Source organism: Bacillus sp. FSL K6-1003 (assembly GCF_037964945.1).
GTDB lineage: Bacteria > Bacillota > Bacilli > Bacillales > Bacillaceae > Bacillus > Bacillus mojavensis.
In genome coordinates this window covers 3,388,106-3,413,663 of record NZ_CP150176.1, presented here as the reverse complement: position 1 = coordinate 3,413,663, position 25,558 = coordinate 3,388,106, and the positions used below count along the sequence as shown (strand labels likewise).

Here is a 25,558-nt window from a genome sequence, read left to right as displayed (position 1 = left end):
CCAGCATATACATATACCTCCCGTCACCATAGGAGCATCAGCATAAATCGGCACAATTCGACAGAGTTCACTGAATTTTCACAAAAGGTTTACGTTTCAGCAGGAATTGTAAAGGGTAAAGGAGAAATAGATACATATCCTTAATAAAAGGGAGGCGTTCTTTGATGAACTATAACATCAGAGGAGAAAATATTGAGGTGACATCCGCGTTAAAGGATCATGTCGAGAAGAAGATCGGCAAGCTGGAGCGTTATTTTGAGCAAAGTGTAAATGCCGATGTGAACGTCAACTTGAAGTTTTACAATGACAAGGAGTCTAAGGTTGAGGTTACGATTCCAATGACAGATCTGGCGCTTCGGTCTGAAGTGCATAACGAGGATATGTACAATGCAATTGATCTCGCTACAAACAAGCTGGAACGTCAAATCCGTAAGCATAAAACAAAAGTAAACCGCAAATTCCGTGAGCAGGGTCTTCCGAAATCTGCATTGGCAAACGGCCACGGCTCTGATACAGATATAGCGGTTCAGGACGAAACAGAAGAAGATGAAAGCTTAGAAATCGTCCGTCAGAAGCGCTTTAATTTAAAGCCGATGGATAATGAAGAAGCAATCCTACAAATGAATATGCTCGGCCATAATTTCTTTGTTTTCACAAATGCGGAAACAAACCTTACAAACGTCGTGTATCGCAGAAATGACGGGAAATATGGCCTGATTGAACCGACTGAATAATGAAGAGCAGCCTTCCGTGATTTTCACGGAAGGTTTTTGTTTTTTCTTATTTGCAAATTCTTTGGAAATTAGAGAAGGTATGATATGATAATGAGAGGTATACATGGACTAGTAAATTATTTATACATGCTTGTCAAACAGGCATGTGATGATAGAGGAGCGTTATAAATGCTTGGAATTTTAAATAAAATGTTTGATCCAACAAAACGTACGCTGAATAGATACGAAAAAATAGCTAACGATATTGATGCGATTCGGGGAGACTATGAAAATCTCTCTGATGATGCGCTAAAAAATAAAACAATTGAATTTAAAGAGCGTCTTGAAAAAGGGGCGACAACTGATGATCTTCTTGTTGAAGCATTCGCGGTTGTTCGGGAAGCTTCTCGCCGCGTAACCGGCATGTTCCCGTTTAAAGTCCAGCTTATGGGGGGCGTTGCTCTTCATGACGGAAATATCGCGGAAATGAAAACAGGGGAAGGTAAAACATTAACGTCTACTCTGCCTGTTTATTTAAATGCCTTATCTGGAAAAGGCGTGCACGTCGTGACAGTCAATGAATACTTGGCGAGCCGTGACGCAGAGCAAATGGGGAAAATTTTCGAGTTTCTCGGCTTAACTGTCGGACTGAATTTGAACTCAATGTCAAAAGATGAAAAACGGGAAGCTTATGCGGCTGACATCACTTATTCTACAAACAACGAGCTCGGCTTCGACTATTTGCGTGACAACATGGTTCTTTATAAAGAGCAAATGGTGCAGCGTCCGCTTCATTTTGCGGTAATTGATGAAGTCGATTCTATTTTGATTGATGAAGCGAGAACACCGCTTATCATTTCAGGACAAGCTGCAAAATCGACAAAACTGTACGTACAGGCAAATGCTTTTGTACGCACGTTAAAAGCAGAGAAAGACTATACGTATGATGTGAAAACAAAGGGTGTACAGCTCACTGAAGAAGGAATGACAAAGGCTGAAAAAGCGTTCGGCATCGACAACCTGTTTGATGTGAAAAATGTGGCGCTCAACCACCATATCAACCAGTCCTTAAAAGCGCACGTTGCCATGCAGAAGGACGTTGATTACGTAGTAGAAGACGGTCAGGTTGTCATCGTTGACTCCTTTACGGGACGTTTAATGAAAGGCCGCCGCTACAGCGAAGGGCTTCACCAGGCGATCGAAGCGAAGGAAGGGCTTGAAATTCAAAATGAGAGCATGACCTTGGCGACGATTACGTTCCAAAACTACTTCCGGATGTATGAAAAGCTTGCCGGTATGACGGGTACGGCTAAAACAGAGGAAGAGGAATTCCGTAACATCTACAACATGCAGGTTGTGACGATTCCGACAAACCAGCCGGTTGTTCGTGATGACCGTCCTGATTTAATTTACCGTTCAATGGAAGGGAAGTTTAAAGCAGTCGCAGAAGATGTTGCCCAGCGTTATATGACAGGACAGCCTGTTCTTGTCGGTACAGTTGCGGTCGAAACGTCTGAATTAATTTCAAAGCTGCTCAAAAACAAAGGTATCCCGCATCAGGTATTAAACGCCAAAAACCATGAACGAGAAGCGCAAATCATTGAAGAGGCCGGCCAAAAAGGCGCTGTGACGATTGCGACAAACATGGCGGGCCGCGGAACAGACATTAAGCTTGGCGAAGGAGTAAAAGAGCTTGGCGGACTTGCTGTTGTCGGAACGGAACGCCATGAATCACGCCGGATTGATAATCAGCTGCGAGGACGTTCAGGACGTCAGGGAGACCCGGGGATCACGCAATTTTATCTTTCTATGGAAGATGAATTGATGCGCAGATTTGGTGCTGAGCGGACAATGGCAATGCTTGACCGCTTTGGTATGGATGACTCAACTCCGATTCAAAGCAAAATGGTATCCCGCGCGGTTGAATCATCCCAAAAACGCGTGGAAGGAAATAACTTCGATTCACGTAAACAGCTTCTCCAATATGATGATGTTCTCCGCCAGCAGCGTGAGGTTATCTATAAGCAGCGTTTCGAAGTCATCGACTCTGAAAACCTGCGTGAAATCGTAGAAAATATGATCAAGTCTTCTCTCGAGCGGGCAATTGCGGCCTATACGCCTAGAGAAGAGCTTCCTGAGGAATGGAAGCTTGACGGTCTTGTTGAGCTTGTTAACACGGCTTACCTTGACGAAGGCGCGCTTGAAAAGAGCGACATCTTCGGCAAAGAGCCGGATGAAATGCTTGAGCTCATTATGGATCGCATCAAGACCAAATATAATGACAAAGAAGAGAAATTCGGCGAAGAACAAATGCGAGAATTCGAGAAAGTGATCGTGCTTCGCGCCGTCGATTCAAAATGGATGGATCATATTGACGCAATGGATCAGCTACGCCAAGGGATTCACCTTCGTGCTTACGCGCAAACAAATCCGCTGCGTGAGTATCAAATGGAAGGCTTTGCGATGTTTGAGCATATGATTGAATCCATCGAAGACGAGGTTGCCAAATTTGTGATGAAGGCTGAGATTGAAAATAATCTGGAGCGTGAAGAGGTTGTACAAGGCCAAACCACGGCTCATCAGCCGCAAGAAGGCGATGAAAACAAAAAAGCAAAGAAAGCGCCGGTTCGTAAAGTGGTTGATATCGGCCGAAATGCGCCATGCCACTGCGGAAGCGGAAAAAAATATAAAAATTGCTGCGGCCGGACTGAATAGTTCGTTTCGGGCAAGCTTGCTGACCGCGGCGCCTTGAGCGCCCGCGGATCTTTTAATGAGGTGAATGGAATGGAATTATCAGAAATTAGAGTTGAGCTCGAAAATATGGCTTCTCGTTTAGCGGACTTTAGGGGGTCTCTTTGACCTCGAATCAAAGGAGACCCGCATTGCTGAGCTAGATGAGCAAATGGCTGATCCGGAATTTTGGAATGATCAGCAAAAAGCCCAAACGGTCATCAATGAAGCAAATGGTTTAAAGGATTATGTCAATTCCTATAAAAAATTGAATGAATCCCATGAAGAACTGCAAATGACTCATGACCTTCTGAAAGAAGAGCCGGATCACGATCTTCAGCTTGAGCTTGAAAAAGAGCTAAAGGCATTAACGAAGGAGTTCAATGAGTTTGAGCTTCAGCTTCTTCTCAGTGAGCCGTATGATAAAAACAACGCAATTTTGGAGCTGCATCCGGGTGCAGGCGGTACTGAGTCACAGGATTGGGGCTCTATGCTTCTCAGAATGTACACCAGATGGGCTGAGCGCCGCGGCTTTAAAGTGGAAACGCTCGATTACCTTCCTGGTGATGAAGCCGGTATTAAGTCAGTCACACTACTGATTAAAGGGCACAACGCTTATGGATACATCAAGGCGGAAAAAGGCGTGCATCGTCTCGTGCGGATTTCTCCGTTTGACTCATCAGGCCGCCGTCACACTTCATTCGTATCTTGTGAAGTTATGCCTGAATTCAACGATGAGATCGATATTGATATCCGTACGGAGGATATTAAAGTTGATACGTACCGTGCAAGCGGAGCAGGCGGACAGCACGTCAACACGACAGACTCAGCAGTTCGGATTACTCACTTGCCGACAAACGTGGTTGTGACATGCCAAACAGAACGTTCCCAAATTAAAAACCGTGAAAGAGCAATGAAAATGCTGAAGGCAAAGCTGTATCAGCGCAGGATTGAAGAACAGCAGGCAGAGCTGGATGAAATTCGCGGTGAGCAAAAAGAAATCGGCTGGGGCAGCCAAATCCGCTCTTACGTTTTCCATCCGTATTCCATGGTGAAAGACCATCGGACCAATACAGAAATGGGTAACGTTCAAGCCGTAATGGACGGAGATATTGACGTATTTATTGACGCATACCTGCGTTCTAAACTTTCATAAGCGGGAAACACACCTGGTGTCTGCAGGTGTGTTTTTTTATTGCCTGCATATCCTTGCTTTCGCTGCTGCTTTAGCATATTACCACTGTATTTGGGTGTTATTTACATCTGATCGGGGAAGGATTAAAATGCTATCGGAGAGCATAGGAAGAAACGGAGGAAGGTTGTAATGATGGATGTACGGAATAAAAGTCTTCGGATTATACGGGATTATGTATACATACTGATAGGGGCAGCAATTACAGCAGTGTCCTTTAATGTATTTCTGCTTCCAAACAAAATAGCCGCAGGCGGTGTCAGCGGGATCAGTACCATTTTACAGTCATATGGTTTTGAAGCGGCCTATGTGCAGTGGATCATTAATATTCCCTTATTTATTGCCGGTATCATTTTGCTTGGCGGTAAATTTGGACTCAAGACACTTGCGGGTTCTGTCTTTTTGCCGCTTGTCGTGTTTTTGACGAGAGATATTCAGCCGGCTACACATCATGAGCTTCTGGCGGCGATTTTTGGCGGCGTCGGCATCGGGATTGGAATCGGCATTGTGTACTTAGGCAAAGGATCGACGGGAGGAACGGCATTAGCCGCTCAAATCATTCATAAATACACGGGTCTCTCATTAGGGACGTGTCTCGCGATCATTGACGGTTTGATTGTTGTTACGGCGATGATCGTATTTAATATAGAGCAGGGACTGTATGCCATGCTTGGGGTGTATGTATCAAGTAAAACCATTGATGTCGTCCAAGTCGGCTTCAACCGCTCTAAAATGGCGCTTATCATTACAAAACAGGAACAGGCCGTAAAGGAAGCTGTTTTTAAAAAAATTGACAGAGGCGTTACAAAAATTTCTGCAGTCGGCGGATATACAGACGACGAACGACCAATTTTAATGTGCGTGGTTGGCCAAACTGAATTCACGAAATTGAAACAAATCGTCAAACAGATTGATGAGACTGCTTTTGTGATTGTAGCAGATGCAAGCGAGGTGCTGGGCGAGGGTTTCAAACGCGCTTAAACGAGGTTATAATATGGAAGAGATCGTAAAGGAGTTGTGCTTCTCAACATGAAATCAAAACTATCGATACTAATGCTTGTATTTGCAATTTCAGCCCTGCTGGCTGCCTGCGGTTCTAACGATGCAAAAGAAGAGAAGACAGACAACAGCAGCAAAACAGAAGCTACTGCTTCTGAAGGGGAAGAATTATATCAGCAGAGCTGTGTAGGCTGCCACGGCAAGGATTTAGAAGGTGTGTCAGGACCTAATCTCCAGGAGGTTGGGGGCAAATACGACGAAGAAAAAATTGAAAGCATTATTAAAAACGGACGGGGCAATATGCCGAAGGGGCTTGTAGATGATAAAGAAGCCGCTTCTATTGCAAAATGGCTCTCAGAGAAAAAGTAATATCAGAAAATCTTTGCCGCGACTTGGGCAAGGATTTTTTTATGCTGAATTAAGATGAATGAAAAGAAACTGTAATAGTATTATGTCTAAATTTGACGTATAATGAAGTGTGTTGAAATTAAACTTTCAGATTTTTCATCTTTTTACAAATGAATGGGTCATAAACTGTCGAATGCTTTCGAAGAGTATGACCGTGCGACATAAAATGATATAAAAGATTAGGTGATTTCATGATAGAAATGAAAGAAGTATACAAAGCCTATCCTAACGGTGTAAAGGCGCTAAACGGGATTTCAGTTACTATTCATCCCGGAGAGTTTGTTTATGTTGTCGGACCGAGCGGAGCGGGTAAATCTACTTTTATTAAAATGATATACAGAGAAGAAAAGCCGACAAAAGGGCAAATTTTACTCAATCATAAAGATCTCGCTTCGGTTAAAGAAAAAGAGATTCCTTTCGTGCGGCGTAAAATAGGTGTTGTATTCCAGGACTTTAAGCTTCTCCCAAAACTGACTGTGTTTGAGAATGTGGCTTTTGCCCTTGAAGTGATTGGAGAACAGCCGTCTGTCATTAAAAAACGGGTGCTTGAAGTGCTTGATTTGGTGCAGCTGAAGCATAAAGCGAGACAATTCCCTGACCAGCTTTCAGGCGGGGAGCAGCAGCGTGTCTCTATAGCCAGATCAATTGTGAACAGTCCTGATGTTGTCATTGCTGATGAACCTACGGGAAACCTTGATCCTGATACGTCTTGGGAAGTCATGAAGACGCTGGAGGAGATTAATAACCGCGGAACAACAGTCGTAATGGCGACACATAATAAAGAAATCGTAAACACCATTAAGAAACGTGTCATTGCAATCGAAGATGGTATCATTGTGCGTGATGAGTCAAGAGGGGAGTATGGTTCTTATGATTAAAATTCTCGGGCGCCATTTGCGTGAGAGTTTTAAATCTCTCGGGAGAAACACATGGATGACGTTCGCATCCATTAGTGCAGTAACCGTTACGCTGATTTTAGTCGGCGTGTTTTTAGTAATTATGCTGAATTTAAACAACATGGCTACGAATGCTGAAAAAGAAGTCGAAATCAAGGTATTGGTTGATCTGACTGCAGATAAGAAGGCACAGGACAAGCTGCAGGATGAGATAAAAGACCTGAACGGCATTCAAAGTGTCACTTTTTCATCTAAAGAAAAAGAGCTTGACCAGTTAGTTGACAGTTTTGGGGACAGCGGAAAATCCCTGACAATGCAGGATCAGGAAAACCCGCTGAATGACGCGTTTGTCGTGAAAACGACCGATCCGCATGATACGCCAAGTGTCGCGAAAAAGATTGAAAAAATGGATCATGTTTATAAAGTTACTTACGGAAAAGAAGAGGTCAGCCGTTTGTTTAAAGTAGTCGGCGTTTCCCGCAACATCGGAATCGCGTTAATTATCGGCCTATTGTTTACGGCGATGTTCTTAATTTCCAACACCATCAAAATTACGATTTTTGCAAGAAGAAAAGAAATTGAAATCATGAAGCTTGTTGGTGCGACGAACTGGTTTATCCGCTGGCCGTTTTTCCTTGAAGGATTGCTGCTGGGTGTATTCGGTTCAGTCATTCCGATCGCGCTTGTATTGAGCACTTATCAATATGTTATCGGATGGGTCGTTCCGAAGGTTCAAGGCTCATTTGTCTCTCTTCTTCCATATAATCCGTTTGTATTCCAAGTCTCGCTTGTATTGATTGCAATCGGCGCAGTGATTGGAGTATGGGGAAGCCTGACTTCCATCCGCAAGTTTTTGCGAGTATAAACACAAAAAAGCCATCCCGGTTGCGGGACGGCTTTTTCTTTTGCCTTCTTTTTCTTCTATGATTACATGAAATCTCCATCCTTTACATATACTATCTCTAGGTTTTGCAAAGACAGTCTGGCATACAGGAGGAGTAAAGGATGAATCAAAAAATAATCGCTGTGATAGCGGCTGGGAGCATGCTGTTCGGAGGCGCCGGCGTTTATGCGGGAATGAACCTGCTTGAAGCCGAAAAGCCCGAAGCCGCAGCTGTTGCAGCAACGGCTCAAGCTGACTCTGATCGGGCTGCAGCTATGGATAAAATTGAAAAAGCATATGATTTGATTTCGAATGAATATGTCGAAAAGGTTGATAGAGAAAAGCTGCTTGAAGGAGCCATTCAAGGGATGCTATCTACATTAAACGATCCTTATTCCGTCTATATGGACAAGCAGACAGCAAAGCAATTTTCTGATTCTCTTGATTCCTCTTTCGAAGGCATCGGGGCTGAGGTTGGAGTGGAAGAAGGCAAAATCATTATTGTGTCGCCATTTAAACAATCTCCTGCGGAAAAAGCCGGGCTGAAGCCGAATGATGAAATCATCAGTATTGATGGAGAATCGATGGCGGGCAAGGATTTAAATGACGCTGTCTTAAAAATAAGAGGAAAGAAAGGTTCCAGCGTGTCAATAAAGATTCAGCGGCCCGGGACGAAGAAGCAATTGTCATTCCGCATTAAGAGAGCTGAAATTCCCCTTGAAACAGTGTTTGCTTCAGAGAAAAAAGTGCAGGGGCATTCTGTCGGGTATATCGCCATTTCTACTTTTTCTGAGCATACTGCGGAGGATTTTGCAAAAGCGTTGGGCAAGCTCGAGAAAAAAGGAATTGAAGGCCTCGTGCTGGATGTTCGAGGAAACCCGGGCGGATATCTTCAAAGTGTTGAAGAGATTCTTAAGCATTTCATTACAAAGGATCAGCCTTACATTCAGATTGCTGAACGCAATGGAGATAGAAAACGTTATTTTTCAACATTGACCCATAAAAAAACATACCCTGTCAATGTCATCACAGATAAGGGGAGCGCCTCTGCATCTGAAATTCTTGCAGGCGCATTAAAAGAAGCAGGGCATTATGATGTTGTAGGTGACACGTCTTTCGGAAAGGGAACTGTTCAACAAGCTGTACCGATGGGAGACGGCAGCAATATTAAGTTGACGCTTTACAAGTGGCTGACGCCGAATGGGAACTGGATTCATAAAAAGGGCGTTAAGCCGACCATTGCGATTAAGCAGCCTGATTATTTCTCCGCAGGTCCATTGCAGCTCAAGGAGCCTCTTAAAGCAGATATGAACAATGAAGATGTGAAACATGCACAGGTTTTACTGAAAGGACTCGGTTTTGATCCAAGTCGGGAAGACGGCTATTTCAGCAAAGAAATGAAAAAAGCGGTTTTGGCCTTTCAGGATCAAAACAAGCTCGCTAAAACAGGTGTGATTGACAATCGCACGGCGAAGAAAATAAATCATTTAATTGAAATGAAAAAATCAGATGAAGAAAATGATTTGCAGCTTCAAACAGCGCTTAAATCATTATTTGTTAATTAAAGGAGATGGTGTTCCATCTCCTGTTTCTTTATGCTTAATGAATAAATAATCTAAAAGTCACATAAAAATTGAGTTTTTGACAAGATATTAAAAAATTTTTCACAAATAAACATTTATAAAGGACTGGGATTACCCGATATCAATATATGAGAGAGACTTTCTAACGAGAAAATATGCATTTAAAATGAAACTTTTGCAAGTTGCCTAGTCTTTGTTTACTTCATACAATATAAGAAGGTTCTAAAAAGAACAGTAATCAGGTTTATGGCAGCTGAACTACAGGTATTTAAAGAACGTTAGCGAGAATGCTTGTTAGCACTCCAGTACTGCTGCTTATACTGGCCCGTGCTTATCTGTACAAAGAAAATGGGGGTTCACAATTGAAGAGGGCAAGTATTGTGCGTGAAAAAAAATATTATGAATTAGTGGAACAATTAAAAGACAGAACACAAGACGTAACATTTTCAGCTACAAAAGCACTAAGTCTTCTTATGCTGTTTAGCAGGTATCTAGTGAATTACACAAATGTTGAATCGGTCAATGACATTAATGAAGAATGTGCCAAGCATTATTTTAATTACTTAATGAAAAATCATAAACGATTAGGAATTAATCTGACAGATATAAAGAGGTCGATGCACCTGATCAGCGGGTTATTGGACGTGGATGTAAACCATTATTTAAAGGATTTTTCACTATCGAATGTCACGCTGTGGATGACGCAAGAGAGATAAACCCTCCTGAGGATATCCAAGCCATGTAATATTTGATAGAATATGAGTAACATGTTTGGCTTGAGGCGGTGAAAGATAGTGTCTGTTCAATGGGGATTTGAACTGTTAAAAAGTGCGGGCCTGTTCTTTTTGCACCCGCTATTCTGGTTTTTTGTCATTGTAAGTCTGGCTTTCGGATATGTGAGGATCAAACGTGAACGAAAAACCTTTCATACCAGAATAGCAGATATTTATGATGAACTGAAATTTACATATACAAAAGGGTTAATCCCTGGTATCCTTTTGTCTATTGTTTTAGGGGTACTCGGAATTTCGATTCCTCTCGGTATACTTGCAATTATTGCCGTTATGACTGCAGCGGCAGCGCTCACTCTTCGCGCAAACTGGATGTCTGCTGCATATATCGTCAGTGTGAGTATGCTGATAGGTTTTGGACTGCAAGTGAATCAGACTGAACCTTTTTTGGATCGGTTTCCGCAAGGCTTTGCAGTCGTGTGGCCAGCTCTGGCGGTGTTTTTGGGCTTACTGGTTATCGCTGAAGGAGCGGTTGCATATCGTTCCGCCCATGTGAAAACATCACCGGGATTGGTCGTCAGCAGCCGAGGTTTGCCGATCGGTCAGCAGCTTGCAAACCGTATATGGCTTTTGCCGCTGTTTATTCTTGTACCTGGCAATGGATTAGAATCACACCTTAGCTGGTGGCCTGTGTTTTCCGTTCCCGGAGGGTCATTCCATTTTCTATGGATACCTTACTTTGTCGGATTCGGCCAAAGGGTGCAGGGTTCCCTTCCTGAAACCAGTATAAGAATCACAGCGAAGCGAGTCTGTATTCTCGGGCTTATCGTCTCCGCTCTCGGTGCTGCGAGTTTGCTGTGGACGCCGCTTGCGGGTGCAGCAGTCTGTGCGGCTGTATTAGGACGTATTTTTCTGTCCGTGAAGCAAAGGTTAAACGACAATGCAGCCCCGTTTTATTTCTCCAAGCGTGATCAAGGCTTAATGGTGCTTGGTATTATACCAAATACACCAGCTGAAGACTTGGAATTAAAGATCGGGGAAATTATTACGAAAGTCAACGGTGTGCCCGTGAAGCACGTATCTGATTTTTATGAAGCGCTCCAGCGCAACCGTGCGTATGTGAAGCTTGAAATTATCGGACTGAACGGGGAGATTCGCTTTGATCAGCGTGCGTCTTACGAGGGAGAACATCATGAATTGGGCATTCTGTTCGTAAAGGATGACCGTGAAGGTGAAGCAGCCGCTTTGCCTGGATCATAAAAAACAGCCCGGCACCACATGTTTGTGTGGCGCCGGGCTGTTTTGTTTTACGCTGAATTTTGCTCCATGCGTGCCGTTTCGTCAGATTTGATGCCTAACGAGACAAAAACACCAATGACGGATACCGCGAAAAGAATAATAAATAATGTGTGATACCCAGAAATCAGGCCAATTAAGGCTGACGAAATAATGCTTCCGAAGTAACGGAAGGTCGAGAAAATGCCGGAAGCCACTCCGGACATCGCGGGCTCCACTGTGGCAAGGGATGATACCTGCATGCTGGTCAGTCCGACTCCGGATGCAAGCCCTCCGAGAATAAGTGAGATCATCAGGAAGGAAACGGAATGGGAGCTGCTCAAGAGCAAAAATAACAAATTGGCTCCGGCCATCATCGCAAATGAGAGAAATATGATTTTTTTCGCACCCCATTTCTGATGGAGCTGAGCGCCTGCCCAATTGCTCGCCGACATAAATATCGAAAAGACGGAAAGCGCCATGCCGCTGTTAGACGTATTAAGCCCAAACTGGTTTGTCATGAATAAGGGCATAATCAATAAGACGGCATACATCATTAGGTTGCTTAACAAGACGGATAGATTGGCATTTGTAAAGGTTGAGCTTTTAAACAGCGCAAAATCAATGATTGGGTGCTGTGTGCGTTTTTCCCGTCTGAAAAAAAGCGGGACAAAAAGCAGTATCAATATGCTGTATAATGCATAGCCCCATGAAGACTCATTTTTCGTCAGCAGGATAATTGAAACGATGCTGCCTGCTAGCAAGAGAGAACCGATGATATCCAGCGGCGCCTCTGATTTGTTTTCTTTATATTGAGGAAACATGGTCAATGCTGTAAATAAAGCAATAGCGAGAAACGGGATGTTGACCCAAAAAATCGAATGCCAGCTGAAGCTGTCAATCAAAAGAGAGCCGATAAACGGCCCGAGAGCGGCGCCGAGCCCTGCGCCGAGTCCGAAATAGCCAAACACTTTCGGAAGGCGTTTCTCTGATACAACGTGCCGGATAATGGCAATGCTGTTTGGCGTGAGCAGTGCCCCGCCAACAGCCTGCAAAGCCCGAAATACAATTAATAAAAACAGGCTCGGCGATAGAGCGCAGCCTAATGAGGCTATCAGAAATAGGCCGACGCCCCATAAATACATGGTTTTGTTGCCATACATGTCACCGAGTTTTCCAGCTATCGGCTGTGTGACGGCCATGACGATTAAATAAACAGTAACCACCCAAGTGATGCTTGCGATGGATTCGTTATACGTATGTGATATAGATGAAAGCGCAACTGCGATCATCGTTGAGTTAATGGGAACCAGGATGGCCCCCAATAAAAGTGAGACGATCAGCGCCCATTCTTTTTTTGAGCTCATTGGGATCCTCCTTTTGTTTTGCCAAGGAGCTAACGGGCAGTAATTCCTTTGACGAATATAGCTGTACTATGCTCCAGCATTTTTTCCTGGGGCGTTCTAATTACTCTGTTGCCTAAATGAAGACGGTGTACAAAGTAACCGAAAATCATCGAAATAAATACATCGGCATGTTCAGCTTCATCTCCTGTCTGGATAGCCCCTTTCTCACCCATGCTTGTGAGATAATCAACCAAAAGCTGTTTCATAGATTGGGGATATTCAGTCACATGGTTGATGACATCCTGAAACATGGCGGGTTCACGAAAGCTGATTTTAATTAAATCTTTTCTTTGTTCAAGCTCCTCCAGCAGACAGGTTCCGATATGGAGCAGGTCTTTGTATAAATCACCTTCTGTTTGCTCAAAGATGTGATTTCTATTTGCTGAATGCTGAGAAAGCAGAGCCTCGACAAGCCCCTGTTTGTTTTTAAAATTCCTGAAAATCGTCGCTTCACTTACGTTTGCTTTTTCTGCAATTTCTTTTGTCGTCGTTGCATGATATCCTTTTTTGACGAGCAGCTGCATGGCAGCATCAAGGATTCTGCGATTTGTCGGTCTCAATACGTTTCACCTCACGAATATACTGGCAGGACAAGTATACACCTGCCCCGCTTGTATAATAAAGAGGGAGGGCGCATCAGGATCGGCTGACAACTGTGATTTTGCCGCTGTTTCCGTCTACAGTGACAATGTCTCCATCTCGAAGCCTTTCTGTCGCTGCACGTGTGCCGAGAACAGCGGGAATGCCGTATTCCCGTGCGATAATCGCTGCGTGAGACAAGATTCCTCCTGTGTCTGTAATAATGGCTTTGGCATCTTGAAACAGGCTGGTCCATAGCGGTGTCGTCATTTTGCAAACCAGGATGTCTCCAGGCGTGAATTGAGAAAACTCACTGGCATCCCGAATCACTTTCACCGGCCCTGTTGCAATACCGCTTGATGCTGCAACTCCGAAAATATCATTCTCTGTGTTTTTTTCATCTTCTATGACTGCACCGACAATTTCTTCAGCCGCTTTCAGCTGCGCTTCTGTCGGTGTACCGAGATAAGCAGGCGCCTGTGCCAGCTCATACTCGTGAAGCATTTGTCTCCGTTTTTCAGCCTTCTCTTGAAGGGATACGGGATGAAGAAGCGCATTTTCCACCTCGTCATCATATAAGAACCAAAGGTCTTCTCGATCTTGAATCACACCGCTTTCTGCCAGCAATTCTCCTACCTTCAGCAAAAAGACTCTCGCCTTGGCATCCAGCATAGCGTCAATGTAAAAATGATGATCATCCTTAATATTGGACGAATTCAGCGTCCATTGATAATAACGTTCAAATTCTTTCTGCAAAGCGGGGTCCTCAATGCTTTGGAAGAATTCATTGTATAACTTCTCACGTTTTTTAATGCTTTTCTTAAATTCGTTGTCAAAATGATAGCCATTGCGGACGTAGTTTTGAATATGAGTCAATGCGTAAAATGGATTCTCTGCCCATGTTTGTTCGATCAGGTCGTGGCTTTTTACAGATCTCCACCCGTATTCCTGTAAAAATTCATTGACTTTTTGCAGGAATTGTCTTCCCTCATCAGTTTGTTCCAATCTCTCCTGCAAATGTTCTGGCTGGGCATGCTCAAAAAGGGCTGTCAAATTCGGATTTTCTCGAACTTCAACGGAGAATTGCCATAGGCGGCGGTCTGTTTCCAGAGATTTGTTCATGACTCCTGTCAGCATCTCATAGAAATGTGAGTTTTCAGCTTCACCCTGAATGTTTTGATACATAGCTTGCAGTTTGTTCGTCAGAAGAATTTGCGGGAAAACGATATTGAAGTGTTCCTCATAAGCCGTGAGATAAAAGGACTTCAGTTTTTTAAAGGCATCCAGCGCACTTTCCGGAGTGTGTTCCGTTTGTGCGAGTTGGTCCAATGTCCGGTAAAACGGAAGGTACGTGTTATGAATGATATCGTACATGCGCTCGGACAATACCGGAAAAAGCTCTTCGGCACTGTCCTCAGGAGGCAGTTGTTGTCCGCCTTGATTTTTTGAATAAATATGTCCGCGATACACTTTTACTTCATCGACGATGACACCGATTGGGAACTGCCGCATACTTTTCTTTAAGCCGTATTCAAGTGCGGGCACAATAAAAGATGAAAATAACGGACTGACCGGGCCTTCGATGTTGGACTCCATATTGAGCCAAAAATCATCCATATCCTTGTCGGTGATCATGAAGTTCCGTTCTTTCTCAGCCGCTTTTTTATCCTGTTCAATGGTGGTAATTGGCCGCGCCTGCAGAAGGTATAGTTTATGATCGGCGATTCCGAATTCTAAATCGACAGGATATCCGTAAAGGGCTTCGGTTTTTTTGGTGAGTTCAGTCAGCTCAATCACCTGTTCATCTGTGAGGCAAAAACGGCTGCGCATGTCTTCGCTCGTTTCCTTTTCGGCAATGCCTTCTGCAGCGGACTCCATGTAGATCTCTTTTAAACCCATTTCTTTCTGAATCTCAAATGAACCTTTATGAACGATATACGTGTCAGGGGTGACGCTTCCTGATACAACAGCTTCCCCTAGGCCGTAGCTGGCGCTGATTAATAACTCTCTATCATCATGGGTAACGGGATTTTGGCTGAAAATCACACCCGATATGTCTGAATTGATCAGGCCCTGCACCACAACACCCATTAACGGCTCTGCGATTTGATTGTTCATTTTTTTCTTATAGCGGCTGACTCTGCCTGAGAAAAAGGAGGCCCAGCATTCTTTCACCTTGTTCAGAAATTCTTCTTCTGTTTTTATATTTAAATAGGTTTCGTATTGGCCGGCGAATGAAGCGCCCTCTAAATCTTCTGAGGCTGATGAAGAGCGGACGGCCACGGAATGATATGATTCTCTCAGCTCGTAAAAGGAGCTCGTCAGCTCGTTCTTTATTTCATCTGAAAATGTTCCGGCAATAATGGCATTTTCGATATTTTCGCTTGAATCATGAAGCTGATTATCCTCCATAAATCGGGCGAGAGCGTTCGTTTGAATAATAAACCCATCCGGAACAGGAAGTCCATGTTTGGTCAGTTTAATGAGATTCATGCCTTTTGCTCCAGCCAGCTGACTGGATTCTTCCGCTTGGCGAAATAACACAGAGTACATGTTTAAAACCCCTCTTTCCTTTTCATTTTTTTCTCTCTATTTTTCTTTTTGGGAGCCAATGTTCAAAATGATAGTGAACACTATCAATCAATTGTAGGTTTAAAGGAAAATGCTGTCAAACGCAAAAAGCCCTAAATAAAATGAATATTTAAGTTGGTTAGATGATCATAAAACCTAATATCGAAACGGGTCTGTATGCCTATTTTTTCATACTCAAAATTCGTTTCATTGAGCTTTCAGATCACTGTTGGTCAAGCTTCCTTCATTGAATGAGACTTAATACCTGCCCTTCTGTTGATTTGACAATCAGTACGGATTCAGCTCTCATTCAGCAGCACTAAAATCAATTTCTCTTTATATTTGATACCGTCCCTTTTGCCTGAAGATGATTTGTTCATTTTTGAACCGAATACGTAAAATCATCATTCTTGTTTAAGAGAAGAGTTTTGCGGCAGAAACCATGATTGAATTGAGCTGAAAAAGGGTATGGTGTAGAAAGAGGGAACCATTGCACGATTGTCCGATTCTTCATTTTTTACTATAATCAAATCAGATGAAGAATCCTTGAGGAGGGTTTTTGTGATTACAAAAGCCGTTTTTGCATTATTTTTCCCTTTTATGCTTGTCGTTCTTTTTACGAGAGTGACCTTTAACCATTATGTGGCGATCGCTCTTACAGCTGCATTGCTGTTTGCCTCTTATTTGAAAGGCTATACAGAAACGTATCTTATTGTGGGATTAGATGTTGTCTCTCTTGTGGCCGGCGGACTTTATATGGCCAAAAAAGCTGCTGAGAAAAAAGAAGAATAAACCGGACATAATGAATAAGAAGATGAATTCCTGCTTTTACGTTTTAAAAGCAGGTTTTTTATACATGAAATTAGCTGGAAATAAATAACCATCGAACTTTAGTTCGTATTTTTGGTGATTTTGCTTTCCATTGTGTTACTATATCTATAGGAAGATTTCGTTAAAGAAACGGAGGCTTATTTGTGAAAGATCGCTTTGAGTTAGTCTCAAAATACCAGCCCCAGGGAGATCAGCCGAAAGCCATTGAAAAGCTTGTCAAAGGCATTCAGGAGGGCAAGAAGCATCAGACTCTGCTGGGTGCAACAGGAACGGGCAAAACATTTACGGTGTCCAATTTGATTAAAGAGGTCAATAAGCCGACACTCGTCATTGCCCATAACAAAACCCTTGCTGGACAGCTTTACAGCGAGTTTAAGGAATTTTTTCCGAACAACGCTGTCGAGTATTTTGTCAGCTACTATGATTATTATCAGCCGGAGGCGTATGTGCCTCAAACGGATACATTTATAGAGAAAGATGCAAGCATTAATGATGAAATTGATAAACTTAGACACTCCGCTACATCATCTCTGTTTGAACGCAGAGATGTGATTATCATTGCGAGTGTGTCTTGTATTTACGGTCTCGGTTCGCCTGAAGAATACCGTGAAATGGTTGTGTCATTGCGTCCTGAAATGGAAATTGAGCGCAACGAGCTGCTTAGAAAGCTTGTTGACATTCAATATGCCCGCAACGACATTGATTTTCAGCGCGGTACATTTCGTGTACGCGGAGATGTAGTGGAAATTTTCCCTGCATCCCGTGATGAACACTGTGTAAGAGTCGAGTTTTTCGGAGATGAAATTGAACGAATTAGGGAAGTGGACGCCCTGACCGGAGAAATTTTAGGCGACCGTGAACATATCGCGATTTTCCCGGCATCCCACTTCGTGACACGGGCCGAAAAAATGGAAAAAGCGATTCAAAATATCGAGAAGGAGCTTGAGGAGCAGCTGAAGGTCATGCATGAAAACGGCAAGCTTCTGGAAGCGCAGCGCTTAGAGCAGCGGACGAGATATGATCTTGAAATGATGCGGGAGATGGGATTCTGTTCCGGCATTGAGAACTATTCAAGACATTTGACGCTTCGCCCGCCGGGTTCAACGCCGTATACGCTTCTCGATTATTTTCCTGACGATTTTATGATTGTGGTGGATGAGTCGCACGTGACGATTCCTCAGGTGCGCGGCATGTTTAACGGAGACCAGGCGAGAAAGCAGGTGCTGGTGGATCACGGATTCCGTCTTCCGTCAGCGCTCGATAACCGCCCGCTCCGGTTTGAAGAATTTGAAAAGCATATGCACAATATCGTCTATGTGTCAGCCACACCAGGGCCATATGAAATTGAACATACAGATGAAATGATAGAGCAGATCATCCGACCGACAGGGCTTCTTGACCCGCTTATTGACGTGCGGCCGATTGAAGGCCAGATTGATGATTTAATCGGTGAAATTCACGCGAGAGTTGAACGGAATGAACGGGTGCTTGTGACGACTTTGACGAAGAAGATGTCAGAGGACCTAACCGATTATTTAAAAGAAATCGGCATCAAGGTTAATTATCTGCATTCAGAAATTAAGACGCTTGAACGGATCGAAATTATCCGTGATTTGCGTCTCGGCAAGCATGATGTGCTCATTGGCATCAACCTCCTGAGAGAGGGGCTTGATATTCCGGAAGTATCCTTGGTTGCGATTTTGGATGCGGATAAGGAAGGCTTCCTGCGTTCGGAGCGTTCGCTTATTCAGACGATCGGACGTGCGGCGAGAAACGCGGAAGGCCGTGTCATCATGTACGCCGATAAAATGACGAAGTCTATGGAAATTGCGATTAATGAAACGAAACGCCGGCGCGAGCAGCAGGAGCGGTTTAACGAAGAGCACGGCATTACGCCGCAAACGATTAATAAAGAAATTCGTGACGTGATTCGTGCGACAGTGGCTGCTGAGGACAAAGCGGAGTATAAAACAAAAGCTGCGCCGAAGCTGTCGAAAATGACGAAGAAAGAGCGTCAGAAAGTCGTCGAACAAATGGAGCATGAAATGAAGGAAGCCGCCAAGGCGCTTGATTTTGAAAGAGCCGCGGAGCTTCGCGATTTACTTTTAGAGTTAAAAGCGGAAGGATGATGAAAGAATGGCTATGGACCGGATTGAGGTGAAGGGAGCAAGGGCGCACAACCTGAAAAATATTGATGTGACTATCCCGAGAGATCAGCTTGTCGTCGTCACGGGACTGTCTGGGTCAGGGAAATCCTCCCTTGCCTTTGACACCATATATGCAGAAGGGCAGAGACGATATGTTGAGTCGTTATCCGCCTATGCCCGCCAGTTTCTAGGGCAAATGGATAAGCCTGATGTGGATGCGATTGAAGGGCTTTCTCCTGCCATCAGCATTGATCAAAAAACAACGAGTCGAAACCCGAGATCTACTGTCGGTACGGTAACAGAAATTTATGATTATCTGCGTCTTTTATATGCGAGAGTAGGAAAGCCCCATTGCCCGGAGCACGGGATCGAAATCACGTCACAGACCATTGAGCAGATGGTGGACAGGATTTTGGAATATCCGGAGCGGACGAAGCTTCAGGTGCTGGCGCCGATTGTGTCCGGCAGAAAAGGCGCTCATGTAAAAGTGCTTGAGCAGATCAGAAAACAAGGCTATGTCAGAGTCAGAATTGACGGCGAGATGGCCGAGCTTTCTGATGAGATCGAGTTAGAAAAGAATAAGAAGCATTCAATCGAGGTTGTCATTGACCGTATTGTAGTAAAAGATGGCGTAGCAGCCCGTCTGTCGGATTCATTGGAGACAGCGCTTCGATTAGGTGAAGGGCGTGTCATGATTGATGTGATCGGTGAGGAGGAGCTGATGTTCAGTGAGCATCATGCCTGTCCGCATTGCGGATTTTCAATCGGTGAACTTGAGCCGCGGCTTTTTTCATTCAACAGCCCGTTCGGAGCGTGTCCAACGTGTGACGGTCTTGGCATGAAGCTTGAAGTTGATGCAGATCTTGTCATCCCCAATCAAGATTTGTCATTGAAGGAGAATGCAATTGCCCCTTGGACGCCGATCAGCTCACAATATTATCCTCAACTTCTTGAAGCGGTCTGCACCCATTACGGCATTGATATGGATGTGCCGGTAAAGGACCTTCCGAAGCATCAGCTGGATAAAGTGCTTTATGGAAGCGGAGATGACCTGATTTATTTCCGTTACGAAAATGATTTCGGCCAATTACGCGAAGGTGAAATCCAATTTGAAGGCGTATTGCGCAACATTGAAAGACGCTACAAGGAGACAGGCTCGGATTTCATCCGTGAGCAGATGGAGCAATATATGTCCCAAAAGGCTTGTCCGACTTGTAAAGGTTATCGGTTAAAGAAAGAGGCGCTTGCCGTACTGGTCGACGGACATCACATTGGAAAAATTACCGAGCTGTCTGTCGGAAATGCCCTTGATTTCTTCAAAGGCCTTACGCTATCTGAGAAGGATATGAAGATTGCCGATCTGATTTTCCGGGAAATTGTGGAGCGGTTAAGCTTTCTGGATAAAGTCGGCCTTGATTATCTGACACTGAGCCGGGCAGCGGGAACATTGTCCGGGGGAGAGGCGCAGCGCATCAGGCTGGCAACTCAAATCGGTTCGCGGTTATCCGGTGTGCTTTATATTTTAGATGAACCGTCAATTGGTCTGCACCAGCGTGATAACGACCGTTTAATCAGCGCGCTGAAAAATATGAGGGACCTGGGGAACACGCTGATCGTCGTAGAACATGATGAGGATACGATGATGGCAGCCGATTATTTAATTGATATCGGCCCGGGTGCCGGCATCCACGGTGGACAAGTTATTTCTGCGGGTACTCCGGAAGAGGTCATGGCAGATCAAAATTCGTTAACAGGCAGCTATTTATCAGGGAAAAAGTTTATCCCGCTGCCTCCCGAGAGAAGAAAACCGGACGGCCGCTATATTGAGATTAAAGGCGCTTCAGAAAACAATCTGAAAAAGGCAAATGCCAAGTTTCCGCTAGGAACGTTTACAGCGGTTACGGGTGTATCAGGATCAGGGAAAAGCACCCTCGTCAATGAAATTCTTCACAAGGCACTGGCGCAAAAGCTTCATAAAGCAAAAGCGAAGCCCGGCAGCCATAAAGAAATCAAAGGCCTCGAACATTTAGACAAAGTCATTGATATCGATCAGGCGCCGATTGGGAGAACGCCACGGTCAAATCCTGCGACATATACCGGTGTTTTTGATGATATTCGCGATGTATTCGCACAGACAAATGAAGCGAAAGTCCGCGGCTATAAGAAAGGCCGTTTCAGTTTTAATGTAAAGGGCGGACGATGCGAAGCCTGCCGCGGAGACGGGATTATAAAAATTGAAATGCACTTCCTTCCTGACGTATACGTGCCATGTGAAGTGTGCCACGGCAAACGCTACAACCGGGAAACACTTGAAGTGACTTACAAAGGAAAAAGCATTTCTGATGTGCTTGATATGACGGTCGAAGATGCTCTTTCTTTCTTTGAAAATATCCCGAAAATTAAGCGCAAGCTCCAAACCCTTTACGATGTTGGTCTTGGTTATATTACGCTCGGCCAGCCGGCGACTACCTTGTCAGGCGGTGAAGCGCAGCGGGTGAAACTTGCATCTGAACTGCATAAACGCTCAACCGGCCGCACGCTGTACATTTTAGATGAACCGACAACAGGTTTGCATGTCGACGATATCGCCAGACTTCTTGTCGTGCTTCAGCGTTTGGTTGATAATGGGGATACAGTGCTTGTCATTGAGCATAATCTTGATATCATCAAGACGTCTGATTATATTGTTGATCTGGGGCCTGAAGGCGGAGCCGGAGGCGGCACCATTGTCGCGTCAGGAACGCCGGAGGAAATCACTGAAGTGGAAGAATCGTATACAGGGCGTTATTTGAAGCCTGTTATGGAGCGAGACAAAAAACGTATGAAATCACTCTTGGAAGCGAAAGAAACAGCAACATCTTAAAACCCTCTTTTCAGAGGGTTTTCGCTGTTCTTTGCAGTATTTATTAAAACGTCTTCTTATGCAGCCTCCGGCTCACATTCATTAAATCTTGAACAATATGAGTGCTGCTGCTGTCCAGAAGAACTTTAATATATTGAATATCATGAGAGATGGGAAAAGGTCCGTGAATCTGTTCAAGCTCGGCTAACATTTCACGATTCATCCTTTTTTGTTCATGAATCAGTTTTAAAACGGATTCTTGTGTTACTGTATAGTCACTGGGATCTTTCTCCATTGCTTGTCCAGCCTCCTTAATTGCCGTAAGCTTTTTACATATTGTAATGGGTACGGCTGAAAGATTCTACTTCTAAAACTTTTCAAAATCCAATTCCGTAAATGGAAGCATGTCTAAAGGATGATTTTGAAACCTTTGGAGGTTCTATACGTATATCTATCTAAGTAAAACGTCCTGATTCATAGTCACGAATGTTAACGATAGGAGTTGGATAAATTGAACCGTAATCAAGCCATAATTGCATCACTTTGTTATTTCAGTGTATTTATTGCGCCGGTCATTGTGCCGATTGTCGCTTACTTTGTTGTTGATGAGAAAGAGACGAAACGTCACGCGGTGCGTTCTCTTATTTCCCACATTGTTCCTTTTGTCGGCTGGCTGATCTTATTTATCGCTTTTCTTGGCGGGGCCATTGCCATTGATGGGGAAAGCGTTTTGCCTGTCTTTGTGATGATTGGCGGAGTCATCGTCTATTTCTTAGTTGTACTCGGTATTATCATTTGGAACGTCATTCAGGGCATTAAGGTGCTGCGTGCAGCATAAGTAGATCATAGGGAGGAGATCGAATGAAGCAGGAAAAGGAAAGAATCCTCAAGCTTGTGGAGGAAGGGAAGCTGACGGCACAGGAAGCATTAACGCTGATTGAAAAGCTCGACAGCGACTATAAGGAAAAAGAAGAAAAAATCACGGCTCTGTCAGTTAACGTTCATGAAGAGGATGAGCCATTTACAGCGGCCAAAAAAGAGGGCAGCAAGCCGTCTTTAGGGGCGAAGCTGTTCGATTGGATTGATTCTGCTGTGAAAAAGGTCAAAGAAGTTGATCTTGATTTGAACTTCGGTCACTCGTTTGACGTACAGCATATTTTTCAATTTAAGGATAATGATTTTTCCAGTGTAGAGCTTCAGATCGCAAACGGCAGCGTAAATATTGTTCCGTGGGAAGACGAGGATATCAGAGCGGAATGCCAGGCGAAGGTATATCGCGTTGACACCCAGGAAGCAGCGAGAGACGCTTTTCTTCAGCATATTGAATGTGAAATTAAAGGAAATAAGTTTTTTATCCGTACGGAAAAGAAAACAATGAAAACCAATGTCACATTGTATATTCCTCAGAAGGAGTATGATAAGATTCGGGTGAAGCTGTTTAACGGACCGATCAGAGGGGAACATTTACATGTAAAAGAGTTCTCGGCGAAAACGACAAATGGCGTGCTGTCGTTCTCGAATTTGACGGCTGAAAAAGCTTCAGCAGAAACGGCAAACGGCCAAATTAAGCTAGCCAATCACAATTGTGGCACAATAGAAGCGGAAACCATTAACGGGCTGATTGACCTGCGCGGAAAAAGCGAATCCATTGATGTTCAAAGCTTTAATGGAAATATTGCGATTACTGTCACAGAATCAGACTGCCGCTCGATTTACACAAAAACGACGACTGGAAATGTGGAGCTGGCGATTCCGGATAATCTTGCGGTGAAGGCTGAGCTGAAAAGCAATCTTGGCTCGCTGTCCCACGAATTAATAGATGTTGACATGCTGAAAGAAAAAAATGATACCATTCAAAAAGAAATGATGTTCACTTCTAATCAAGCACATGATCAAAACATCGCCGTTTTCTCCGAATCATTAACTGGCGCCATCAAATTAAAGTATACACAGAGGTGATCGAATGAATAGATTATATCGTTCAGAAAATAACAGGAAAATGGCAGGCGTCATCGGCGGCCTGGCGGAGTATTTCAACTGGGATGCGTCACTCCTCAGAGTGATAACCGTCATTTTGGCCGTTATGACAAGCGTCATTCCTGTTCTGCTCATATATATCATTTGGATTTTTATTGTTCCATCAGAAAGGGATATGAAGTAACATGGTCAAATGGGCAGTCAGCATTTTAGTAAATGCATTATTATTAATCGTCATTGACGGTTACATTGATTCCATCCATATCAGCAGCATCGGGGCAGCGATTATTGCCAGCCTCATTTTATCAATTTTAAACGTGCTGATTAAACCGCTCTTGATTATCTTTACACTGCCTGTCACAGTTGTGACGCTGGGTCTCTTTTTGTTTGTGATTAACGCCATCACCTTGATGATGACAGCGTCTATTATGGGTGACAGTTTTCAAATTGACGGCTTCGGATCAGCCATCCTGGCATCTGTTGTGCTGTCGGTGTTCCATTTGCTGATTCAAAAAGGCATTTTAGAACCGCTTCGTAAGAAATAAAAGCTGCCATCCAAATGGCAGCTTTTTTACATAGGATGTTTTTCTTGTTTGATGTCATGTTTCGGCCGATGCATGTACGGCAGAAGGCAAAAACTTAATATAGCAAATGCGATACCCAAAAGGCCAAATGACATGGCAGACGGCATCCATGTTAACAGATAAGCTGATATCATCGGACCGGCTGCCATGCCTGTATATCTGATAAAGTTAAAGATTCCGATTGCACTTCCCCTGTTTTCTTCAAACTCATTGGTGATCATCGTGGAATACAGGGGAGGAATAACCCCCATTGAGACACCGAATAGCGCCAATGTGAGAGCCATGAGAATGATCGAGACGGAATGGGTAAAAGCAAATAAAATGATGCTGCCCGCTGCCATTGCATTGCTGTAGACAAAGAGTGTGCTGAGAGGAACTTTTGCCTGTATGTTTTTAAACAGAAAAGTACCAGCGATTGTGCTTAACGCCAGAGGCAAATATAACAGTCCCGCTATCCGCACATCCATATGATAATGTTCCGTCAGCAATATGGGGAGATAGACAATAACCGCGAAATAAATGAAAAAGAGAAAAAAGCTTAAGGTCAGAATGACATTTCCAGCTCTGTTTGTGAAAATGGATTTATAATGCGCAAGCAAACTGCCTGATTTTGCATCTCGCTTTGATTCACTATGATCCTTAGGGAAGAAAATGCTGTTTGTTGCTAATAAAAGAACAGAGATCACCGTCAGCATCCAAAAGATCCCTTCGTGTCCAAAAGCACCGCCGACCAATCCCCCGAGGACCGGAGCAATAGCCGGTGCGGCCGAAAGAAGCATTTGATACGTACCCATGGCATTTCCGCGATCACTGCCTGTAAATAGCTGGCCGATTGTGGTGGCTGCAATGAGAGGGAGTGCTGCGGAACCGGCTGCCTGTACGATTCTAAAAATAAGAAACAAGGTAAAATCAGTGGTGACGGCACATCCGATACTGGCTGCCGCTGTTGCCAGTATTCCGGTAAGCAAGACATAACGCGCGCCTTTAAAATCGATGATGGCGCCCAAAATAATTTGCATAATGGCTGTCACAATCATAAAAACTGAAACTGACAGGTTCACGAGGGTTACAGAGACATGGAATGATTCTTTAATAATCGGAATGATTGGTGAATAAATATTTTGGCTTAAAGAAGCAAAAAATGCGCTGAAACAAACAATATACAAGATCAGCATTGCTTTTGATTTCGTTTGAGCCATAAAGAACACACC

Annotated in this window: 22 protein-coding genes; 17 read left to right on the top strand and 5 right to left on the bottom strand. The window is 43.9% G+C overall.

The annotated features are described in order from the left end of the window. Window positions 1–164: 164 nt before the first annotated feature. The 10 genes from raiA (at window position 165) to NSU16_RS17395 (ending at window position 11,395) form a co-directional block, all read left to right on the top strand. Window positions 165–734 (top strand): ribosome-associated translation inhibitor RaiA, encoded by a 570-nt coding sequence (gene raiA / locus NSU16_RS17440; protein ID WP_339191634.1) that lies wholly within the window; start codon window positions 165–167, stop codon window positions 732–734. A 168-nt stretch (window positions 735–902) separates the two neighbouring features. Further along, on the top strand, window positions 903–3,428 hold the full coding sequence (gene secA / locus NSU16_RS17435) for a preprotein translocase subunit SecA (protein ID WP_010332051.1): 2,526 nt from the start codon (window positions 903–905) through the stop codon (window positions 3,426–3,428). A 69-nt stretch (window positions 3,429–3,497) separates the two neighbouring features. After that, window positions 3,498–4,599, top strand: a protein-coding gene (prfB, locus tag NSU16_RS17430) for a peptide chain release factor 2 (protein WP_128568455.1) whose coding sequence is annotated in 2 segments (ribosomal slippage) — window positions 3,498–3,569 and window positions 3,571–4,599 — 1,101 coding nt in all. Because the reading frame shifts where the segments join, the coding sequence is not laid out codon by codon here. A gap of 171 nt (window positions 4,600–4,770) precedes the next feature. Further along, entirely contained in the window at window positions 4,771–5,616 is an 846-nt protein-coding gene (locus tag NSU16_RS17425) for a YitT family protein (RefSeq protein WP_010332049.1), read from the top strand. Between the two features lie 48 nt (window positions 5,617–5,664). Further along, entirely contained in the window at window positions 5,665–6,003 is a 339-nt protein-coding gene (gene cccB / locus NSU16_RS17420) for a cytochrome c551 (protein WP_010332048.1), read from the top strand. 230 nt (window positions 6,004–6,233) lie between these two features. Then, on the top strand, window positions 6,234–6,920 hold the full coding sequence (gene ftsE, locus NSU16_RS17415) for a cell division ATP-binding protein FtsE (protein ID WP_010332047.1): 687 nt from the start codon (window positions 6,234–6,236) through the stop codon (window positions 6,918–6,920). Then, window positions 6,913–7,803 (top strand): permease-like cell division protein FtsX, encoded by an 891-nt coding sequence (gene ftsX / locus NSU16_RS17410; protein ID WP_010332046.1) that lies wholly within the window; start codon window positions 6,913–6,915, stop codon window positions 7,801–7,803. Before ftsE ends, ftsX begins: the two co-directional genes overlap by 8 nt. A 140-nt stretch (window positions 7,804–7,943) precedes the next feature. After that, a complete protein-coding gene (locus NSU16_RS17405) occupies window positions 7,944–9,386 on the top strand; it encodes a S41 family peptidase (protein WP_010332045.1) in 1,443 nt (480 codons plus the stop codon). 380 nt (window positions 9,387–9,766) lie between these two features. Further along, entirely contained in the window at window positions 9,767–10,120 is a 354-nt protein-coding gene (gene swrA, locus NSU16_RS17400; RefSeq protein ID WP_015251121.1) for a swarming motility protein SwrAA, read from the top strand. A gap of 78 nt (window positions 10,121–10,198) precedes the next feature. Then, entirely contained in the window at window positions 10,199–11,395 is a 1,197-nt protein-coding gene (locus tag NSU16_RS17395) for a S1C family serine protease (RefSeq protein WP_339191633.1), read from the top strand. A 47-nt stretch (window positions 11,396–11,442) separates the two neighbouring features. Here NSU16_RS17395 and NSU16_RS17390 read toward each other — a convergent pair whose 3' ends face one another. The 3 genes from NSU16_RS17390 to NSU16_RS17380 all read right to left on the bottom strand — a co-directional run bounded on the left by NSU16_RS17390 (window position 11,443) and on the right by NSU16_RS17380 (window position 15,948). Continuing rightward, window positions 11,443–12,777: an MFS transporter gene (locus tag NSU16_RS17390; RefSeq protein WP_268447069.1), complete on the bottom strand. Its 1,335-nt coding sequence runs from the start codon at window positions 12,775–12,777 to the stop codon at window positions 11,443–11,445. Between the two features lie 29 nt (window positions 12,778–12,806). Then, complete coding sequence (locus NSU16_RS17385; RefSeq protein ID WP_268449792.1) at window positions 12,807–13,376, bottom strand: TetR/AcrR family transcriptional regulator; 570 nt, start codon at window positions 13,374–13,376, stop codon at window positions 12,807–12,809. Between the two features lie 76 nt (window positions 13,377–13,452). After that, on the bottom strand, window positions 13,453–15,948 hold the full coding sequence (locus tag NSU16_RS17380; RefSeq protein WP_339178420.1) for a PEP/pyruvate-binding domain-containing protein: 2,496 nt from the start codon (window positions 15,946–15,948) through the stop codon (window positions 13,453–13,455). 579 nt (window positions 15,949–16,527) lie between these two features. Between NSU16_RS17380 and NSU16_RS17375 the strand changes: the two genes are divergently transcribed. The 3 genes from NSU16_RS17375 to uvrA all read left to right on the top strand — a co-directional run bounded on the left by NSU16_RS17375 (window position 16,528) and on the right by uvrA (window position 21,807). After that, complete coding sequence (locus tag NSU16_RS17375; RefSeq protein ID WP_010332040.1) at window positions 16,528–16,758, top strand: DUF2198 family protein; 231 nt, start codon at window positions 16,528–16,530, stop codon at window positions 16,756–16,758. A gap of 182 nt (window positions 16,759–16,940) precedes the next feature. Next, window positions 16,941–18,926: an excinuclease ABC subunit UvrB gene (gene uvrB / locus NSU16_RS17370; RefSeq protein WP_010332039.1), complete on the top strand. Its 1,986-nt coding sequence runs from the start codon at window positions 16,941–16,943 to the stop codon at window positions 18,924–18,926. 7 nt (window positions 18,927–18,933) lie between these two features. Further along, a complete protein-coding gene (gene uvrA / locus NSU16_RS17365) occupies window positions 18,934–21,807 on the top strand; it encodes an excinuclease ABC subunit UvrA (RefSeq protein WP_229149449.1) in 2,874 nt (957 codons plus the stop codon). Between the two features lie 43 nt (window positions 21,808–21,850). Here the strand turns inward: uvrA and NSU16_RS17360 are convergent, their stop codons facing one another. Continuing rightward, complete coding sequence (locus NSU16_RS17360; RefSeq protein WP_010332037.1) at window positions 21,851–22,081, bottom strand: hypothetical protein; 231 nt, start codon at window positions 22,079–22,081, stop codon at window positions 21,851–21,853. Between the two features lie 216 nt (window positions 22,082–22,297). Between NSU16_RS17360 and NSU16_RS17355 the strand changes: the two genes are divergently transcribed. Genes NSU16_RS17355 through NSU16_RS17340 form a run of 4 tightly spaced genes read left to right on the top strand, consistent with a single transcriptional unit; the run spans window position 22,298 to window position 24,308 of the window. Beyond that, window positions 22,298–22,624: a hypothetical protein gene (locus tag NSU16_RS17355; RefSeq protein ID WP_095712926.1), complete on the top strand. Its 327-nt coding sequence runs from the start codon at window positions 22,298–22,300 to the stop codon at window positions 22,622–22,624. 23 nt (window positions 22,625–22,647) lie between these two features. Further along, window positions 22,648–23,745: a DUF4097 domain-containing protein gene (locus NSU16_RS17350; protein ID WP_339191632.1), complete on the top strand. Its 1,098-nt coding sequence runs from the start codon at window positions 22,648–22,650 to the stop codon at window positions 23,743–23,745. A 4-nt stretch (window positions 23,746–23,749) separates the two neighbouring features. After that, on the top strand, window positions 23,750–23,947 hold the full coding sequence (locus NSU16_RS17345) for a PspC domain-containing protein (protein WP_010332034.1): 198 nt from the start codon (window positions 23,750–23,752) through the stop codon (window positions 23,945–23,947). 1 nt (window position 23,948) lies between these two features. Further along, window positions 23,949–24,308, top strand: a complete 360-nt coding sequence (locus NSU16_RS17340) for a phage holin family protein (protein ID WP_010332033.1) — start codon at window positions 23,949–23,951, stop codon at window positions 24,306–24,308. 26 nt (window positions 24,309–24,334) lie between these two features. On the opposite strand, the gene NSU16_RS17335 is transcribed toward NSU16_RS17340, so the two are convergent. Beyond that, the gene (locus NSU16_RS17335; RefSeq protein ID WP_339191631.1) at window positions 24,335–25,546 is read right to left on the bottom strand and encodes an MFS transporter; all 1,212 of its coding nucleotides are present in this window, start codon (window positions 25,544–25,546) and stop codon (window positions 24,335–24,337) included. Window positions 25,547–25,558 lie beyond the last annotated feature (12 nt).

Bases quoted from the DNA above. Each gene is read 5' to 3' on its own strand.
- raiA (WP_339191634.1), top strand. From the start codon at position 165: ATGAACTATAACATCAGAGGAGAAAATATTGAGGTGACATCCGCGTTA.
- secA (WP_010332051.1), top strand. From the start codon at position 903: ATGCTTGGAATTTTAAATAAAATGTTTGATCCAACAAAACGTACGCTG.
- NSU16_RS17425 (WP_010332049.1), top strand. From the start codon at position 4,771: ATGGATGTACGGAATAAAAGTCTTCGGATTATACGGGATTATGTATAC.
- cccB (WP_010332048.1), top strand. From the start codon at position 5,665: ATGAAATCAAAACTATCGATACTAATGCTTGTATTTGCAATTTCAGCC.
- ftsE (WP_010332047.1), top strand. From the start codon at position 6,234: ATGATAGAAATGAAAGAAGTATACAAAGCCTATCCTAACGGTGTAAAG.
- ftsX (WP_010332046.1), top strand. From the start codon at position 6,913: ATGATTAAAATTCTCGGGCGCCATTTGCGTGAGAGTTTTAAATCTCTC.
- NSU16_RS17405 (WP_010332045.1), top strand. From the start codon at position 7,944: ATGAATCAAAAAATAATCGCTGTGATAGCGGCTGGGAGCATGCTGTTC.
- NSU16_RS17390 (WP_268447069.1), bottom strand. From the start codon at position 12,777: ATGAGCTCAAAAAAAGAATGGGCGCTGATCGTCTCACTTTTATTGGGG.
- NSU16_RS17380 (WP_339178420.1), bottom strand. From the start codon at position 15,948: ATGTACTCTGTGTTATTTCGCCAAGCGGAAGAATCCAGTCAGCTGGCT.
- uvrA (WP_229149449.1), top strand. From the start codon at position 18,934: ATGGCTATGGACCGGATTGAGGTGAAGGGAGCAAGGGCGCACAACCTG.
- NSU16_RS17360 (WP_010332037.1), bottom strand. From the start codon at position 22,081: ATGGAGAAAGATCCCAGTGACTATACAGTAACACAAGAATCCGTTTTA.
- NSU16_RS17350 (WP_339191632.1), top strand. From the start codon at position 22,648: ATGAAGCAGGAAAAGGAAAGAATCCTCAAGCTTGTGGAGGAAGGGAAG.
- NSU16_RS17345 (WP_010332034.1), top strand. From the start codon at position 23,750: ATGAATAGATTATATCGTTCAGAAAATAACAGGAAAATGGCAGGCGTC.
- NSU16_RS17340 (WP_010332033.1), top strand. From the start codon at position 23,949: ATGGTCAAATGGGCAGTCAGCATTTTAGTAAATGCATTATTATTAATC.
- NSU16_RS17335 (WP_339191631.1), bottom strand. From the start codon at position 25,546: ATGGCTCAAACGAAATCAAAAGCAATGCTGATCTTGTATATTGTTTGT.